The sequence below is a fragment of the Pelagibius sp. 7325 genome, from assembly GCF_037652055.1.
GTDB lineage: Bacteria > Pseudomonadota > Alphaproteobacteria > Kiloniellales > Kiloniellaceae > Pelagibius.
This window is the reverse complement of the sequence record NZ_JBBKAH010000011.1, coordinates 89,991-107,310: the sequence shown is the minus strand read 5'-3', so window position 1 is coordinate 107,310 and position 17,320 is coordinate 89,991. Positions and strand designations below refer to the sequence as shown.

14 protein-coding genes are annotated in these 17,320 nt (G+C 66.8%); 5 read left to right on the top strand and 9 right to left on the bottom strand.

The features are described 5' to 3' along the window. Positions 1-48 precede the first annotated feature (48 nt). Positions 49-669 (top strand): PAS domain-containing protein, encoded by a 621-nt coding sequence (locus WDC82_RS20490; protein ID WP_340119475.1) that lies wholly within the window; start codon positions 49-51, stop codon positions 667-669. A gap of 12 nt (positions 670-681) precedes the next feature. On the opposite strand, the gene WDC82_RS20485 is transcribed toward WDC82_RS20490, so the two are convergent. After that, positions 682-924, bottom strand: coding sequence for a DUF465 domain-containing protein (locus tag WDC82_RS20485; protein WP_340119262.1), 243 nt, complete (start codon positions 922-924; stop codon positions 682-684). Positions 925-1,125: 201 nt separating this feature from the next. On the opposite strand from WDC82_RS20485, the gene WDC82_RS20480 reads away from it, so the two are divergent. Together WDC82_RS20480 and WDC82_RS20475 are read left to right on the top strand one after the other, a co-directional pair. Next, a complete protein-coding gene (locus WDC82_RS20480; protein ID WP_340119261.1) occupies positions 1,126-3,330 on the top strand; it encodes a C45 family autoproteolytic acyltransferase/hydolase in 2,205 nt (734 codons plus the stop codon). A 79-nt stretch (positions 3,331-3,409) separates the two neighbouring features. After that, entirely contained in the window at positions 3,410-5,014 is a 1,605-nt protein-coding gene (locus WDC82_RS20475; protein ID WP_340119260.1) for an MBL fold metallo-hydrolase, read from the top strand. Between the two features lie 6 nt (positions 5,015-5,020). On the opposite strand, the gene WDC82_RS20470 is transcribed toward WDC82_RS20475, so the two are convergent. From WDC82_RS20470 to WDC82_RS20450, 5 genes are all read right to left on the bottom strand, one after another. After that, positions 5,021-6,718, bottom strand: a complete 1,698-nt coding sequence (locus WDC82_RS20470) for a Na/Pi cotransporter family protein (RefSeq protein ID WP_340119259.1) — start codon at positions 6,716-6,718, stop codon at positions 5,021-5,023. Between the two features lie 61 nt (positions 6,719-6,779). Then, positions 6,780-7,667 carry a pantoate--beta-alanine ligase gene (panC, locus tag WDC82_RS20465; protein ID WP_340119258.1) on the bottom strand — a complete coding sequence of 296 codons (888 nt, stop codon included), beginning with the start codon at positions 7,665-7,667 and terminating at the stop codon, positions 6,780-6,782. A 140-nt stretch (positions 7,668-7,807) separates the two neighbouring features. After that, positions 7,808-8,569, bottom strand: coding sequence for an ABC transporter permease (locus WDC82_RS20460; RefSeq protein ID WP_340119257.1), 762 nt, complete (start codon positions 8,567-8,569; stop codon positions 7,808-7,810). Then, positions 8,566-9,354 carry an ABC transporter ATP-binding protein gene (locus WDC82_RS20455; RefSeq protein WP_340119256.1) on the bottom strand — a complete coding sequence of 263 codons (789 nt, stop codon included), beginning with the start codon at positions 9,352-9,354 and terminating at the stop codon, positions 8,566-8,568. Before WDC82_RS20455 ends, WDC82_RS20460 begins: the two co-directional genes overlap by 4 nt. 40 nt (positions 9,355-9,394) lie before the next feature. Next, the gene (locus WDC82_RS20450; protein ID WP_340119255.1) at positions 9,395-10,429 is read right to left on the bottom strand and encodes an ABC transporter substrate-binding protein; all 1,035 of its coding nucleotides are present in this window, start codon (positions 10,427-10,429) and stop codon (positions 9,395-9,397) included. A gap of 281 nt (positions 10,430-10,710) precedes the next feature. Here WDC82_RS20450 and WDC82_RS20445 point away from each other — a divergent pair, with 281 nt between their 5' ends. Both WDC82_RS20445 and WDC82_RS20440 read left to right on the top strand, forming a co-directional pair. After that, positions 10,711-12,693 (top strand): methyl-accepting chemotaxis protein, encoded by a 1,983-nt coding sequence (locus WDC82_RS20445; RefSeq protein WP_340119254.1) that lies wholly within the window; start codon positions 10,711-10,713, stop codon positions 12,691-12,693. 158 nt (positions 12,694-12,851) lie between these two features. After that, entirely contained in the window at positions 12,852-13,070 is a 219-nt protein-coding gene (locus WDC82_RS20440) for a hypothetical protein (protein ID WP_340119253.1), read from the top strand. Positions 13,071-13,126: 56 nt separating this feature from the next. On the opposite strand, the gene mmsB is transcribed toward WDC82_RS20440, so the two are convergent. The 3 genes from mmsB to chvE form a co-directional block, all read right to left on the bottom strand. After that, positions 13,127-14,332: a multiple monosaccharide ABC transporter permease gene (gene mmsB / locus WDC82_RS20435; protein WP_340119252.1), complete on the bottom strand. Its 1,206-nt coding sequence runs from the start codon at positions 14,330-14,332 to the stop codon at positions 13,127-13,129. Continuing rightward, positions 14,329-15,909, bottom strand: a complete 1,581-nt coding sequence (gene mmsA, locus WDC82_RS20430; protein ID WP_340119251.1) for a multiple monosaccharide ABC transporter ATP-binding protein — start codon at positions 15,907-15,909, stop codon at positions 14,329-14,331. The genes mmsB and mmsA overlap by 4 nt, the downstream gene beginning before the upstream one ends. Before the next feature lie 91 nt (positions 15,910-16,000). Then, complete coding sequence (gene chvE / locus WDC82_RS20425) at positions 16,001-17,083, bottom strand: multiple monosaccharide ABC transporter substrate-binding protein (protein WP_340119250.1); 1,083 nt, start codon at positions 17,081-17,083, stop codon at positions 16,001-16,003. Positions 17,084-17,320: the final 237 nt, after the last annotated feature.

The following is a 17,320-nucleotide window of genomic DNA, read 5'->3' as shown; positions in this document are numbered from 1 at the left end:
TAAAGTTACGCAATGAATTCCTGACAAAGCCTTTGGCCGGCCTTTACAATTGTCGGGCTGGGCCCAGCGGTCGCAGGCCGCCGCGATAGGCACTGCCTGCCGTACCCCTTTGGAGGATGCAGCCTGCTGGATCGACCTGAATCGACCGAGCCATCTTTTCGCCGACGGATTGCGCATCCGCAGCTGCGGTCTCTCTACGACTACTGGCTGACGCGCAGTGACGCCTTGACGGCGATGCCACGGGCGGCCTTCGAGCCGGCCGACATGCCGGGCCTGCTGAAGAACCTCATCCTCGCGGAGGTAGGCGCCGGCGGCCGCGAGATCCGCTACCGGGTCGTCGGCACCGCGATCGTCGCCGCTCACGGTTTCGACTACACCGGCTGGAGCGTCGACCGGCTGACCAGTGGTGCCACCCTGACTTTCACCCGTCGGCTCTACGGCATGGTGGTGAACCGCACCGTGCCGGTTTATTCGGAAGGTCACTTCCGCTGGGTCGACAAGGAATTCCATTGGACCAAGCGCCTGCACCTGCCGTTGTCGCGTAACGGCGACGGCCAGGTGGACATGGTGCTGGCGGGACAGTTCTTCACCACGACGCCGGGGGAGGCGGAACTGCTGCAGCCGGCCGAGCCGGCAGAACTGGCGGCCGACCGGGCCGCCGTCTGCTAGAGAGGCATCGGGTCAGACGGCGGCGCGCAGGATCCCGGCGATCTCGTCCTTCAAGACCAGGCGGCGCTTCTTCAGCGCCTCGGCGCGCTCATCGGAGGCGGCTTCCACGTCGGCCTCGATCCGGTGAATCTCCCGATTAACCTCGTGGTATTCGTCGGCCAGCTTGGCGAAGTGGGCATTCTCGATCTTCAGCCGATGCAGGGCCTCGCCGGCCTCGGGAAACTCGTCGTGCAACTCGTGGGGGACATGGGTCATCGGGCAACGCTCTTTCTGGTTGGCAAAGTCAGTAGGGGGACTCGGACGCGGATAGTGGCCGAGCAGACCCGCTTTTGCCGGGACGGGCATTGATCGACGTCAAATCGGCGCCGGGGCGAGCGAATTGTGACTTCCCCCACTGCGCCAAGGCGGCCCATCGGGCTCTTTGCTATGCTGCAGCCGCAAGCAGGGGAGGGCAGCATGGCGCAGGAGATCAAGGGCCTCGACAAGGTACACACCTTGGCGCCGGGAGAGGGGCGGGCGCAGAGCAGCCTCCGGCGCCTGACCGTCGCCGGCCAGCCCTTCTTCGTGCTGAAGCAGCGCGGCCGTTTTGCCGACATTGCCTACGACCATGGCCGGCTGCTGGCGCGCGAGATGGAGGCCGGCGCGTTCCCGGAAATCGTCGCCACCATCGCGCGCGGCGTGAACCTGGAGAGCAAGACCTTCAGCAAGATTGCCGCGGCGCTCTACCGTGCCTACAGCGACCGCGTTCTGGAGCACTGCAGCAACGAGTTCCGCGACGCCGTGAAGGCGCTCGGCGAGGGCTACCGGGCCGGTGCCGGCGCTCCCCAGTTCTCCGACCTGGAGGTGCGCGACGCCATCATCGCCATCGAGGTCGGAAACGTCGTCGACGGGACGCTGCATGCCTTCACCATCCCGGGCCTGCGCGCGCGCAAGGCCCCGGGCGTGCTGGCCCTGGTCGCCTCTCGCCTCAGCGACGCGGAAACCAGGAACTACCTGGAAGCGGCCAAGGACGATCCCGCCAGGCAGCAGGAGGTCGGCGCCGCACTGCAGGCCCTGGCCGGCACCAACACCCGCATGGACTTCGCCTGTACCGGCTTTGCCGTACCGGCGGACCTCGCCGCCGACGGCCTGCACCTGCACGCGCGCAATCTCGATGCCGATCTCTACAACTGGAACAACGCGCCGGTGCTCTCGCTCATCGACGAGACCGAGGAAAATCCTGCCTGGCACAGGTACGCCGCCTTCGGCACCGCCGGCCTCATCTATCCCGGAGGCATCAGCGGCCTCAACGATGTCGGCCTCGCCGTCGCCCTCCACCAGATGTCGACCACGGAGGTCGAGAGCGGCTTCCTGTTCGACCACGGCGACATCGCGCCCTTCGTGCAGCAGCGCATGCTGCGCGAGGCGGCCAGCGTCGACGACGCGGTCGACATTGCCAAGTCGACGCGCCACTTTGCCGCCTGGACCTTCTTCGTCTCCGACGCCAAGACCGGCGCGGCGCGGCGCATCGAGGTAAACGGCGAGCGCGTGCGCGTTACCGTGCACGCGGGCGAAGCCGTGGCTCAAACCAACCATTTCCTGCATCCCGATATGGCAGAGCGGCACTTCGGCGCGGAGGACAATCACTTCACGCCGACCTTCGGCAAGTGGCTGGAGACCCACGCGCGCTTCGAGTCGATCTCCGCCGCGCTGAAGGCCGACGCGGGCCATCAGCGTATCGACGTCGACTGGGCGATCGACTGGCTGTCGTCCAGCCGCGACGGCATGCTGGAGAGAATCCGCACCGCCCTGCCAGCGCCGCCGGACGCGCTGGCGGCCGAACGCGCCTACGGCCGCGTGCCGCGCAAGGTCTACGGCCAGCTCGGCAGCATCGTGCGCGCCGATCCCAAGCGACGGCCGTGGCGCGACGAGGTGTGGATGACCACCGGCGACCGCCTGCCCAGCCCGCACAGCAGCTACATTGGTTGGCAGGTCGACTGGCAGGGCTTCGAGCTCAATCCGATCGCTGATCGCGGTCTGCGTCGCGTCGCTCATTACGAGAAGGAGGGCCGGCGCCATTGGGAGGAGTCCCTGGGGCGCTATCTCTGGGCGCGGCTGGCTCTGTCTCGACCGCGTGATGCCCAGGGCGACCTGCTGCGCCGGCGCACCACCGCCGCGGAGCACCAGGAGGCGCTGGCCGGCGCCATCCACCTGCTGACCTCGGCGATCGAGCTGGCGGCGATGGACCGCCTGGTCGAGGTGCCCTACCACTACATGCGCGCGCGCCTTCACCATGCCGTCGGCGACTACGTGGCGGCCGAGGCCGACTGGCGCCTGCTGCGGGCGATCTGGGCCTGGCAGCAGGACGCGCCGGCGATCCCCGCCGACTGGCCGGTGTCGGTGCCGCGGGTGATGCCGCTGATGCATCCCTACGAGGGCGCGCTGGTAGCCCTGCTGTCGGCGGTTACCGATGACATGCGTTTCCGGACCCTGGAGTGGGAAGGCCGCGCCGAACGCCTGGACGCCGCGCTGGAACTCTTCGCAAAGGTGAAGCAGGACTGCTTCGGTGCCAAACCGGCACACTTCGACCTCAGGAAGTGGATCGTCTTGGCCGAGACGGTGAAGGCCGAAGGAGGCGCCACCGTCGAATTGCCGGAGCCCAACTTCGTCACCGCCGAATGAGCGCTGCCGCCATGCTTTGACTTAGGGGCGCGATGGGGCTAAGCCAGATGCGGGTAGCTTCGCGTTTCAGGATTGCCACATGCTGTTGAGTTTCTGCGGGGCGGCCGGCACGGTCACCGGCTCCTGCTACTGGATGCAGACCGAGCGCTGCCAGTTTCTCGTCGACTGCGGCATGTTCCAGGGCTCCAAGACCCTGAAGGAGCTGAACTACGGCGCCTTTCCCTTCGACCCGGCCAAGATCGACTTCGTCCTTCTGACGCATGCCCACATCGACCACTCAGGTCTCCTCCCCAAGCTGGTGAAGCAGGGCTTCAAGGGAACGATCTTCGCCACCGAGGGCAGTTTCGACCTGCTGTCCTACATGCTGCCCGACAGCGCCTACATCCAGGAGACCGAGGTCGAGCGGCTGAACCGCCGCAACGTGCAGCGCGGCCGCCCGGCGGTCGAGCCGATGTATACCCGCGACGACGTCGACACGGCACTGCAGGCCTTCTCCAACGTCGCCTATGAAAGCTGGCGTGAGGTCGGCGACGGCGTGCGGGCACGCTTCTGGAACGCCGGGCATATCCTCGGGGCCGCCTCCATCGAGGTGGAAATCGCGACCGGCCAGCGCAGCCCCCGCGTCCTGCGCCTGCTGTTCTCCGGCGACATCGGTCCCGAGCACAAGCTGTTCCATCCCGATCCCGATGCGCCGGACAATTTCGACTTCGTCTGCTGCGAATCGACCTACGGTGGCAGGAAGCGCGGCGACGTCTCGCCCGAGAAGCGGCGCCAGATCCTCGCTCACGAGGTAAAGACGGCGCTGCAGCGAGGCGGCAACCTGCTGATCCCGGTCTTCGCCGTCGAGCGCACGCAGGAACTGCTGCTCGACCTCTCGGTCCTGTTCGACAGGGGTGAGCTGCCCAAGGTGCCGGTGTTCCTCGATTCGCCGCTCGCCATCAAGGCGACCAAGGTGTTTTTGAAGAACGCCGATATGCTGGAGGACACCGCGAAAGTGCCGGACCTGTTCCGCCGGCCCAACATCCGCTTCACCGAATCGGTGGCGGAAAGCAAGGTCATCGCGCGCTTTACCGGCGGCGCCATCATCATGGCCGGCAGCGGCATGTGCGACGCCGGGCGCATCCGCCATCACCTGAAGCAAAATCTGTGGCGCAACAATGCCACCGTCCTGCTGGTCGGCTACCAGGCGCCCGGCACGCTGGGCTCGCTGCTGCAGCGCGGCGTCTCAGCGGTGAAGATCCAGGGCGAGGACGTGCGGGTCAACGCGGCGATCCGGCAGATCGACGTCTATTCCGGTCACGCCGACGGCGATCAACTGCTGTCCTGGGTGCGCGCGCGTCTGCCGGTGAAGTCGGCGATCTTCCTGACCCACGGCGAGGAAGAAGCGCTGGAGGCCATGCGCGCCGGCCTGCAGGAGAGCGGTGTTCCCGGAGAACGCATCATCATCCCGCAGCTCGACGATGTCGTCGACCTGCTGGCCGGCGAAAGCAAGCTGCAGTTCCGCCCGGTGCCGCACCGCCTGGGGCAGGAATCCCTGCGCGGGCGCGACTGGCACAACGACCTCGCCGAGTTTTCCCTCGATCTGCGGGCGAAGCTCGAAGGTGCGGCGGACGACAAGGCGCGCGGCGTGATCCTGCGGCGAGTGATGCGTGCCCTTGAAGACGACGACAGCGAAAAGCGCTAGGCCGGCTCAGCCGGCCGGTGGCGGCCCACCCTTCGCGCTGTCCGCTGTCAGATCGGGTCTGGCTGTCGCCCGGGGCGCGTTCAGGCCGCGCCGACTTTCGACTTCTTCCAGCAGCATCAGAGTGGCCTTCACCGTCTGCTCGATCATGCGGCGCGTGCTGCTCATGGCATCGAGCAGGCTGTCGGTGTGGTCGATGGAGAGCAGGTGTGTGGCCGCCGCGCGCAGCACCGCCGCCTTGGCGTCTTGGTAAAGTGTCTCGAAGCGATCGCGCGCGCTTTCCAACCGACCGCGCCACTGCGGATCGTCCGTGTTCTCCCCGCAGACCGTCAGGCAGGTCTGCGCTGCCGCCAGCAGGTCGAGAACGCTCGCCTTGGTCATCTCGGACGTGAGGCGGTGGCCGTCCAGGCCGGTGGCATGCAGCTGCGGCAGCAGGTTGGTCGCTTCTTCCAGGTAGCGCGCGATGCGCAGCAGGCGGACCAGGGCCTCGGCATCCTCCCGGGTCATGTCCTCCATGCGCACCTCGACGGCGAAGGCGGCTGCTGCCTGGCCGAGCTGGTAGATGGCGACGGCACGGCGTTCGATTGCCGCGCTTCGGTCTTGCTGCCCGGCGACAGCAGCCAGGCCGGTGCCGCACACGAGATCCTGCATGTGGCGCAGTTCCTGCTCCAGCGCCGGCACGGCGAAGGCAGGCGTCGCCGCGACGGTGCGATCGAGATGGCGCGGCCGGCTCATGCTTTCCTCGGCGGTGGTGAAGCGGCGTTGTAGGAAGGCGGTGAGGGGTCTGATGAAGGGCAGCAACAGCACCACACCAGTGACGTTGAACACTGTATGGAAGAGAGCGAGCACGATGGCCGGCTGGTTGGACAGACCGAGCAACTCGCCGAGCTCCCGCGTCGCCCATAAGAGCGCCGGCAGGATGGCCAGCGCGACCAGACCGGTCAGCAGGTTGAACAGGATGTGGCCGGCGGCGACGCGCTTGGCATTGGGGGTGGCGCCGATCACCGCGAGGGCGGCGGTCGAGGTGGTGCCCAGATTGGCGCCGATAATGGCCGCTGCGGCGGCGCCGAGGCCGAGCGCCGACTGGCTGGCCGCGGTGAGGATCAGAGCGACAGCCGCACTGGACGACTGGGTAAGGATTGTCGCCACTAGGCCGATGACGGCGAAGAGCGCGACGCCGGTGGCGCCGGTGCCGGCTGCCGCCAGGGTGGCGGTGCCGAAGGTGGCCGATACCTCGGAGAAGGCCTCCTTGAGGATCGCCAGGCCGAGGAAGAACAGGCCGAAGCCGGTTAAGGCCTCGCCGAGGCCGCGCAGGCGCTTGTTCTGCATGGCGACCCGCAGGCCGACGCCCAGCGCGATGATCGGCAGCGCGACAGCCTCGATCCTGAAACCGAAGCCGGTGACGCTGACCAGCCAGCCGGTCATGGTGGTGCCGAGATTGGCGCCGAAGATGACGCCGAGGGCGTGGCCGAGCGACAGGATCCCGGCGTTGACGAAGCCGATGGTGGCCACGGTGACGGCGCTGGACGACTGCACCAGGGCGGTCACCAGCGCGCCGGTGGCGACCCCGCGCAGCGGCGTGGAGGTCCATTGCTCCAGGTGGCGCTTCAGGCGATCGCCGCCGAAGACCTTGAGGCCCGCGGTCATCATGGTCATCGCCAGCAGGAAGATGCCGAGGCCGCCGGCGGCGTTGAGGATCGATTCCATGGGAGAGACCTACGCCCGGACGCCCGGCGCCGCAAGGATCGCGCGCGGCGGCACCGCAGGCCTAGCGGCCGAGCGGCACCGCGACGTTGTCGATCAGGCGGACGCCGCCCATCCAGCCGGCGACGAAGAGGCGCGCCGGTCGGTCGGGGCGGGGCAGTTCCTGAAGGTCGTCCGCCGCGCGCAGTTCCAGGTAGTCGAGCTTCTCGATGCCGGCGGCCAGCAGTTCGCTCCGACCCCAGCCGAGTACCGCTGCGGCGTCGCTGTCCGCCGCCGCCAGCTTTGCGGCCATGGCGGTGAGGGTGCGGTAGATCACCGGCGCCTCGGCGCGCTGCGACGGTGTGAGGAGGGCGTTGCGCGACGACAGCGCCAGGCCGTCGCCGTCGCGCACGGTTTCCACCGGCACGACCTCGACCGGGACATCGAGGTCGCGGGCCAGGCGCTTCACGATGAGCAGCTGCTGGAAATCCTTTTCGCCGAAGTAGGCACGCTCGGCACCGGTCATCAGGAACAGCTTGGTAACGACGGTGGCGACGCCGTCCATATGGCCGGGGCGGGTCAGGCCGCAGAGGCAGTTGGACAACTCCGGCACCGAGACCCTGGTCTGGAAGCCCGGCGGGTAGACCTCCTCCACCGGCGGGGCGAACAGCACGTCGACCCCGGCCGCCGCCAGCTTGTCGGCATCGCCCGCCTCGTCGCGCGGGTAGCCGGTGAGGTCGTCGGGCCGGTTGAACTGCTTGGGGTTCACGAAAATGGTGGCGATCACCCGCGCGCAGTCGCGCCGCGCCGCCTCGACCAGCGACATGTGGCCGGCGTGCAAGGCACCCATCGTCGGCACCACGCCGACCCGCTCGCCGGCGCGCCGCCAGCCGGCAACCTGTTGACGCAGGTTGGCAACGCGGCGGACCACCGCCATGCCGCCGTAGCTTTCGCGGTCTTGCGCGAGGGTCACCCTCTCTCTCCCAAGCGATAGATGCCGGCGGGATTTGAAGCACCTTGCCGCCGCCGCCGCAAGCGGTGAGGCTAAAGGGGCGGAAATCGACGATCTTGACCGGTACGCTGTTCAGGCCGGCGGTGCCGGCGGTGACGGACTCAGCCGCCTTGCGCGCCGCGGAAGGCCCAGCCGACGACCCGCCGTTCGACGACCGCGAACAAGGCGTACATGCCCACCCCCATCGCGGCAATCACCAGCAGGCCGGCGAAGACCAGCGGCACGCGGAAGCTGGAGGCGGCGGTCAGCATCAAGTGGCCCATGCCGGCGTTGCCCGCCACGGTCTCGGAGATCACCGTGCCGACAAAGGCCAGAGTCACCGCCACCTTCAGCGATGCGAAGAAGTAGGGCATCGAGCGCGGCACGCCGACCTTCAGCAGGATGTCCAACTTTCGGGCGCCGAGCGCGCGCAGCACGTCGCGCAGTTCGGGCTCCAGGGTGGCAAGGCCGGTCGCCACGTTCACCACGATGGGAAAGAACGAGATGGTGAAGGCGGTGAGCACCGCCGGCACGGTCCCGATGCCGAACCAGACCACCAGCACCGGCACGATGGCGACCTTGGGGATACTGTTGAAGCCGACCAGCAGCGGGTAGACTGCCGCATAGACCAACGCGGAGGCGCCGGTGACGATGCCCAGGGCGAGGCCGAATGCGACCGCGAGGGCGAAGCCGACAAGCGTCACCCAGAAGGTATAGAAGGCGTTCTGCCAGATCGCCGGCCAGTACTCGATGAGCGCTGCCACCGCCTGGCTGGGCGCCGGCAACACGAACTCGGGGATGGCGAAGAGGCGGCAGGCGCCCTCCCAGACCACAAAGAGGCCGATGGTCGCCAGCCAGGGCGCCAGCTTGACGGATGAGATCATGCCGCGCGCACCTCCCCGATATGGTCGCGCAGGGCATGCACCAAGGCAACGAAGTCTTCGTCGAAGGTGGACTCCAGCGTGCGCGGCCGCGCGAGAGCGACGGGGCGCTCGTAGACGATGCGGCCCGGGCGTTTGCTCATGACGTAGACCCGGTCGGCGAGGTAGACCGCCTCGCGGAGATCGTGGGTCACGAGAATCACGGTGAACTTCTGCTGCAGCCAGAGCTGCTGCAAGACCTCCCACAGCTCCTCGCGGGTGAAGGCGTCGAGGGCGGCGAAAGGTTCGTCGAGCAGCAGCAGTTCGGGGCCGTGGATGAGAGCCCGGCACAGCGAGGCCCGCTGCTGCATGCCGCCGGACAGCTCGTAGGGCGCATGGTTCTCGTAGCCCTCCAGACCCACGACCTGCAAGAGCTGGCGCGCCGCCGCGACGTGCTCGGCCTTCTTGCGCCGGAAGCTCGCGCGGTGGTCGCGGCTGACCTCCAGTGGCAGCAGCACGTTCTCCAGCGTGGTCCGCCAGGGCAGCAGGGTGGCGTTCTGGAACGCCATGCCGACCGAGGCCTGCGAACCAGCAATCGCCCGGCCGTCGATCCGCGCGACGCCGCTGTTGGCCCTGGCGAGTCCGGAGACGATCTTGAGCAGCGAGGACTTGCCGCAGCCGGAGGGGCCGACCAAAGCGACGAACTCGCCACGGCCGATCGTCAGGGTGGCGTCGGCCACCGCCGGCACGGCGCTGCCCGCGTCCCCATAGCTCATGGTGACGTGGTCCAGCTCGATGAAGGCGGTCACGGCTGTGGCCGCCGGGCAGGGATACCGAACGAGAAAAGGATCACTGCGACAGCTTCCGCTCCTCGGCGGGCGGCAGGAACTCGGAGGTCCAGATCGCCGCGGCCTCCGGCGTCTCCTTCAGGCCGTAGGCCAGGGCGAGCTGGGCGATGGAATTGGTCAGGCGCGCTTGCTCGACGTCGCCGATGCCGTTCTGCTGCACGTGGGGCGTCAGGACGTTGACCTTGAGCGCCAACTGCAGGCGTTCCAGCTCCAGCGCCTTGTCGATTAGCGGATCGAACTTGGCCACGATCTCGATGGCGCCTTCAGGGTCGGCGATGATGTCCTTCCAGCCGCGCAGGGTGGCGCGCAGGAAGCCGGCGATGGCGTCGGGATGCTCGGCGATGAAGCTGCCAGAGGCGATCACCGCGTTGCCGTAGAAGTCCATGCCGTAGTCGGCATAGAGGAAGTACGTGATGTCCTCCTCCTTAACGCCCTTGGACTTGAGGTCCAGCATGGACGAGAAGAAGTGCCCGGAGATGAAGTCGACCTGGCCCTGGACCAGCATGGTCTCGCGCAAGGCGGGGTCCATGTTCACCCGCTCGACCGACTTGTCGTCGATGCCGGTCTCGTGGGCGAAGGCGGGGAACAGCTTGTAAGAGGCGTCGAACACCGGCGCCCCCAGCTTGCGCCCGGCCAGGTCCTCGACCTTCTCGATGTTGTTCTTCTTCAGGGTGAAGATGGAAAAGGGCGCCGCGTCGTAAGCCATCATCACGGCCTTCACCGACTGGCCAGGGTTCTGCACGTTGAAGTCGACCAGGGCATTGATGTCGGCAAAGCCCATCTGGTAGGCGCCGCTGGCCACGCGGGTCACCGCGCCGGCCGAGCCGTTGCCGCTGTCAATCGTCACGTCGAGGCCCTCCTCGGCGTAGAAACCCTTGTCGGCGGCGACCAGGAAGGCCGCGGTCGGCCCCTGGTACTTCCAATCCAGGGTGAACCTGATGTCGGTCTCGGCCAGGGCCTGGGTGGGGGCCTGCAAAGCGGCGAGCGCCAGGACGGCGGCGAGTGCGGCGGTGCGCAAGGTCGTCAGCGAAGGCATGTTTTGATGTTCTCCCAGTTCCGGTGCGGTCAAGCCTCTAGCCCGTCCAGTGAGCAATCCCCGTGCCACCGCGACAATGCCGCGGCGGGGTCGTTCCCGGCCTCTTGGCCCGCCGGACGGCGGGCAAATCAGAACATAAACTGTGCAGCTTGCGCGTGGAATAGCCAGAGTGGCGCCAGCTTGGCCAGGCTCGTCCGCCTCAACCCTGAGCCGAATTAACACATGCTAAACTTACAATGTATAGCTTGTCGGAAATCGCAAGGGGTTATGGAGAAGTGTCGATGTTCCGCATGTTCGGGATGGGAAAAATCGGGCCGCGGCTGGCCCTGGCCCTGGCGCTGACGGCGCTGCTCGCGGTCGCGGTCACGACGACGGCCAACATGTGGGTGGCCGGCGGTATGAGCGAGCAGGCCTTCGAGCAAAAGCTGAGCGGCTTGCGGGCCCAACTGGTCGACGCGATCGATGCCGAGGCCAAGCGCGCCCTCTCCATGGCCACCACCGTGGCGGAGACCACCGCCGTGCAGGAGGCCTTCGCCGCGCGTGATCGTGACCGCCTGGCCTCCTATTTCGTGCCGCAGTACGAGAAGATGGACAAGGAGCACGGCGCCCGGCAGTTCCAGTTCCACCTGGCCCCCGCGACCTCTTTCCTGCGCGTGCACAAGCCGGAGAAGTTCGGCGACGATCTCTCCTCTTTCCGCTTCACGGTGGTCGAGGTGAACAGGACCGGCCAGCCGATTTCGGGCCTGGAGCGCGGCGTGGCCGGCCTCGGCATGCGCGGGGTGGTGCCGGTGCACCACAACGGCCAGCAGATCGGCTCGGTCGAATTCGGGCTTTCCTTCGGCCAGGCCTTCTTCGATGGCTTCACCGAGCGCGCATCCGCCTTCGCCGCCCTTTACGTGCTGCGCGAGGAGGGTATCGAGGCCTTCGCGACCACCTTCCCTCAGGGCGTCGCCTTCGACGATGCGGCGCTGCGTGCCGCCGCCGCGGCGGCCAAACCAACCATCATGCCGCGCATCGATATCGACGGCATCGCTCATGCCACCCTGCTGACCCCGATCGAGGACTTCAGCGGCCAGGTGATCGGCGTCGCTGCTATCGCTTTCGACCGCACCGCCATCGATTCCAAGCTGGCCGATGGCCGCACTCTTTCCATTGCCATCGGCCTGGTGGCGCTCGCCGCTTCGCTGGTGATCGCCTGGGTGATGAATGGCTCCATCGCCAAGCCTGTGCAGCGCATTACCGAGGTCATGCGACGTCTGGCCGGGGGTGACACGGCGGTGGAGATTCCGGGCCGCCAGCGCCGCGACGAACTGGGTGCCATGGCCGAGGCGGTGCAGGTCTTCAAGGACAATGCCATCGAGAAGCTTCGCCTGGAGGAAGAGCAGCGCGCTGCCGAGAAGCGCGCGACGGAAGAAAAGAAGCGGGCTCTCAACGAACTCGCCGACGGCTTCGAGGCCTCGGTCGGCCGCATCGCCGGGCAGGTCTCGACCAGCGCCGGCGCGATGGAGCGGACCGCGCAGGAACTGGCGGTCATCGCCCAGCGCACCGATCAGCGCACGGCGGAGGTGAAAAGCACCTGCCAGGGCGCCAGCAGCAGCGTGCAGACCGTTGCTTCGGCGGCCGAGGAACTGAGTGCCTCCATCGCCGAGATCTCCGGCCAGGTGACCCGTGCCAACGAGGTCTCGCGTCAGGCCGTGGAAGAGGCCGCGGCCACCGACGGCACCGTGAAGGGCATGACCGAGGCTGCCGAGAAAATCGGCGACGTGGTGAAGCTGATCCAGGACATCGCTGAGCAGACCAACCTGCTGGCCTTGAACGCGACCATCGAGGCGGCGCGGGCGGGCGAAGCCGGCAAGGGCTTCGCGGTCGTGGCCAGTGAGGTGAAGACCCTGGCGACCCAGACCGGCAAGGCGACGGAGGATATCTCGGGCCAGATCGCCGCCATGCAGGCGGCCACCGGCGGGGCGGCCGACGCGATCGCCTCGGTCGCCAAGCGGATCCAGCAGATCGGCGAGGTAACTGCCTCGATCGCTTCGGCGGTCGAGGAGCAGTCGGCGGCGACCCAGGAAATCGCCCGCAACGCCCAGGAAACGGCCAGCGGAACCGAGCTCGTCTCCGGCGGCATCGAACAGGTGCGCAGCGACGCCGCGGCATCCAGCGCCGGGGTCGGCCAGGTCGCCGCGGCGGCCGGGGCGCTCAACGCCCAGACCGAAGAATTGCAGGCCGAGATGCGCAACTTCCTGGCCAAGGTGCGGGCGTCGTAGCGGCGCCCGCCGCCGGCGCCGGCCCTTCGGCCGGCCATCGAATTTTTGCAAGGCATCTCTGAATTGAATCCTCTTGCCTAAGGGCCATCGTCGGATCACATGCTTGCGCCGACGTTGCCCGCTTGGCCGGGCTAACCCGTTTCTTAGGGGTCGAAGAGATGTTCGGGTCCTATTACACCGAGATTGCCGTCGGCTTTGCTTTCCTTGCGGCTGCCTTACTGCTGCTGCGCTACCTGCACTACGCCTTTCGGCACGAACCCGTGCCGCTGTTGCTGCGGGGCGACATGGCGGCCCAGCTCTCCGCCGTGCTTGAGGTCTCGTTGCTCGCCTTCGGCGCCGCCGCGCTGATCGATGCCGCCACCAAGGCGGTTTTCTGATCCGCAAGGGGCTCGATCGTTCATTTGATTCACAGGTCCGGTGAGCTGGATGGCGCTCAGCTGTCGCCCTTCGACTTGTTGTAGACGTCGAAGATCACGGCGGCCAGCAGCACCAGGCCCTTGATCACCTGTTGCCAGTCGATGCCGACACCCATGATCGACATGCCGTTGTTCATCACGCCCATGATGAAAGCGCCGATGACCGCGCCCATGATCCGGCCGACGCCGCCGGACATCGAGGCGCCGCCGATGAAGACGGCGGCGATGACGTCAAGCTCGAAGGCGACGCCGGCCTTGGGCGTTGCCGTATTGAGGCGGGCGGCGAAGATGAGTCCGGCCAGTGCCGCCAGCATGCCCATGTTGGCGAAGGTCAGGAAGGTCAGGCGCTCGGTCTTGATGCCCGACAGCTTGGCCGCCTTCTCGTTGCCGCCGATGGCGTAGATGCGGCGGCCCGGCACCGACTTGGTGGTGAAGAAGGAATAGCCGGCGATCAGCACCGCCATGGTGATCAGCACGTTGGGCAGGCCGTTGTAGGTCGCCAGCAGGTAGGTGATGTAGACGATCGCCGCGGCGATTATGCCGTTCTTGGCGAGAAAGAAACCCAGCGGCTCCTCGACGTGGGAGAAGCGCGCCTGCTTGGCTCTGGCGCGCAGCCCGAAGACGATCATCCCGGCACCCACCGCGATACCGAGCAGCAGCGAGAGCAGACGGAAGTCGAGGCCGAAGGGGTCGGGAATGAAGCCGGAGGAGAGCGCCTGGAATGACTTGGGGAAGGGCCCGATCGACTGGCCCTCGAGCAGCGCCAGGGTCAGCCCGCGGAACACCAGCATGCCGGCAAGGGTGACGACGAAGGAGGGGATCTTCCAATAGGCGATCCAGTAGCCCTGGGCGGCCCCGATGAGGGCGCCGGTGATCAGGCAGGCGGGCACGGCGACGAGGACCGGCAGGTCGTAGCTGACCATCATGACCGCTGCGAGCGCGCCGATGAAGCCGACCACCGAGCCGACGCTGAGATCGATGTGGCCGCAGACGATGACCAGCAGCATGCCCAGCGCCATGATGATGATGTAGCTGTTCTGCAGGAACAGGTTGGTGAGGTTCAGCGGCTTCATCAGCACGCCGTCGGTCCAGATCTGGAAGAACCCCATGATGACCACCAGGGCAACCAACATGCCGTAGTCGCGGATGTGGTGCTTCAGGTAGTCGCCTACCGAGGTACGGCTGCGTCCGCCCTCGGCAACTTCGCTGGAAACCGTGGTCATGCCGGCGCGCCTTCCTGAAGCGACGCTTGTCGCCTCCCCTGGTGACCCCTGACGATCATCGACATGATCTTCTCCTGGCTGGCCTCGGCCGCAGCGAGCTCGCCGACGAAGGCGCCCTCGTTCATCACGTAGATGCGGTCGCACATGCCGAGCAGCTCCGGCATCTCCGAAGATATCATGACGACGCCTTTTCCTTCCGCGGCCAGTTGATTGATGATGGTGTAGATTTCGAACTTGGCGCCGACGTCGATGCCGCGCGTCGGCTCGTCGAGGATCAGAACCTGAGGTCCGGCGAACAGCGCCTTGGACAGCACCACTTTCTGCTGGTTGCCGCCGGAGAGGTTGCCGACCTTCTGAAACACGCTGGGGGTGCGGATCTTCAGCTTGTCGCGGAACTCCAGCGCGACGCGGCGCTCCTCGCTCTCGTCGATGACGCCGCGCGCGGAGACGCCCTCCAGGTTCGACAGGGTGACGTTCTTGGCCACCGGCTCGTCGAGCACCAGGCCAAGCGCCTTGCGATCCTCGGTCACGTAAGCGATGCCGGCCCGGATGGTGCGTCCGACGGTGGAGACGTCGACCACCTCGCCGTTCATGGCCACGCTGCCGGAGATGTTCTGGCCGTAGCTGCGCCCGAAGAGGCTCATCGCCAGCTCGGTGCGCCCGGCACCCATGAGGCCAGCGATGCCAACCACCTCGCCGCGCCGCACCGTTAAGTCGACGTCCTTGACCACCCGGCGCTCCGGGTGCTGCGGATGGTGGGCGGTCCAGCCCTTCACCTCCAACAGCACCGCGCCGATGCGCGGCCTGCGTTCGGGATAGCGGTGCGCCATGTCGCGGCCGACCATGTCCTTGATGATGCGCGCCTCGTCGATGCGCTCGCCGGCGCTGCGTCCGGGGCGGCAGTCCAGGGTGGAGACCGCTGCGCCGTCGCGCAGCACGGTGATCGAATCGGCGACGCGGCTGACCTCGTTCAGCTTGTGGGAGATGAGGATCGAGGTGATCCCCTGCGCCTTGAACTCAAGCAGCAGATCCAGCAGCTTCTGGCTGTCGTTCTCCTGCAGGCTGGCGGTCGGCTCGTCGAGGATCAGCAGCTTCACCCGTTTGGACAGCGCCTTGGCGATCTCGACCAGTTGTTGCTTGCCGACGCCGATGTTGGTGACCAGGGTGGAAGACGGTTCCTTCAGGCCGACCTTGCGCAGCAGTTCGTCGGCGCGTGCGTAAGTCGCCGGCCAGTCGATGGTCCCGTAGCGCTGCACCTCGTTGCCAAGGAAGATGTTCTCGGCGATCGACAGCAGCGGCACCAGCGCCAGCTCCTGGTGGATGATGATGATGCCGGCGGCTTCACTGTCGGCGATGCCGCGGAAGCGCTGGACCTCGCCGTCGTAAAGGATGTCGCCGTCGTAGGAGCCGTGCGGATAGACGCCGCTGAGCACCTTCATGAGGGTCGACTTGCCGGCACCGTTTTCGCCGACCAGGGCGTGGATCTCGCCGCGCGTCACCTTCAGGCTCACGTTGTCGAGCGCCCTGACCCCTGGGAAGGTCTTGGTGATCCCGCGCATCTCCAGAATGCTGTCCATGGGATCCGTTCCGGTCTTTGGCTGCGGCAGATCGGCGGGCCCGTCCCCCGGGAGGAGAGGGACGGGCCGCCTTACGCCAGGACTTTAACGCTTAAGACTTGATCTGGTCGATGGTGTAGTAGCCGGAATCGATCAGGACCTTTTCCCAGTTGGTCTCGTCTACGGCGACGGGCTCCAGCAGATAGGAAGGCACCACCTTGACGCCGTTGTCATAGGTGGAGGTGTCGTTGATCTCCGGCTTGCCGCCCTGCAGCAGGGCGTCGACCATGCCGACGGTGACACGCGCCAGCTCGCGGGTGTCCTTGAAGATGGTGGAGTGCTGCTCGCCGGCGAGGATCGACTTCACCGAGGGGACCTCGGCATCCTGGCCGGAGACCACCGGCATCGGCTGGTTCGCCGAGCCGTAGCCGACGCCCTTCAGCGAGGAGAGGATGCCGATCGAGAGACCGTCGTAGGGCGACAGCACCGCGTCGACCCTGGCGTCGCTGTAGTAGGCCGACAGCAGGTTGTCCATGCGTGCCTGGGCGACGGCGCCGTCCCAGCGCAGGGTGCCGACGGTGTCCATGCCCATTTGGCCGGAGCGTACCACCAGCTTGCCTTCATCGATCAGCGGCTGCAGCACGCTCATGGCGCCGTTGTAAAAGAAATAGGCGTTGTTGTCGTCGGGCGAGCCGCCGAACAGCTCGATGTTGAACGGCCCGGACGCGTCAGGCAGCCCCAGCGCCTTGACGATGGAGGTTGCCTGTTGCACGCCGACCTTGAAGTTGTCGAAGGTCGCGTAGTAGTCGACGTTCGGGCTCTCGCGGATCAGGCGGTCGTAGGCGATGACCTTGATGCCGCTGTCGGCGGCCTGCTGCAGCGCGTTGGAGAGGGTGGTGCCGTCGATGGCGGCGATCACCAGCACGTCGACGCCCTTCACGATCATGTTCTCGATCTGCGCCAGCTGGTTGGGGATGTCGTCCTCGGCGTACTGCAGGTCTGTCTCGTAGCCCGCCGCCTCGAACTGCTTGACCATGGAGTTGCCGTCGGAGATCCAGCGTGCGGAGGACTTCGTCGGCATGGCAATGCCGATGGTGCCCTTGTCCTGCGCGAGGGCCGGGCCGGAGCCCAGGGTGGCCGTTGCCGCCGCCGCGACGATGGCGAGCGACGCCAGGACGGATGTGATCCGTTTCATTGAGTGCATTCCTTCCTTGCCCTGTCGGCCCTGATCTTGGCAGGGCCTTTTGTATTTCGTTGTCGCAGCCGCATCGCCGGGATTGAGACCCGAAGGCGACCGCGAGGAGCCGGGCGCAATGGACGCGGCCCGACAACCGCAGGGTGGGGGTTAATCGCATACCAATCAAATCATCTTTTCGCAGTTTCCTATGACTTTTATGGTATATTATAGTCCCCGGACCGGGTGCGCCGGCGC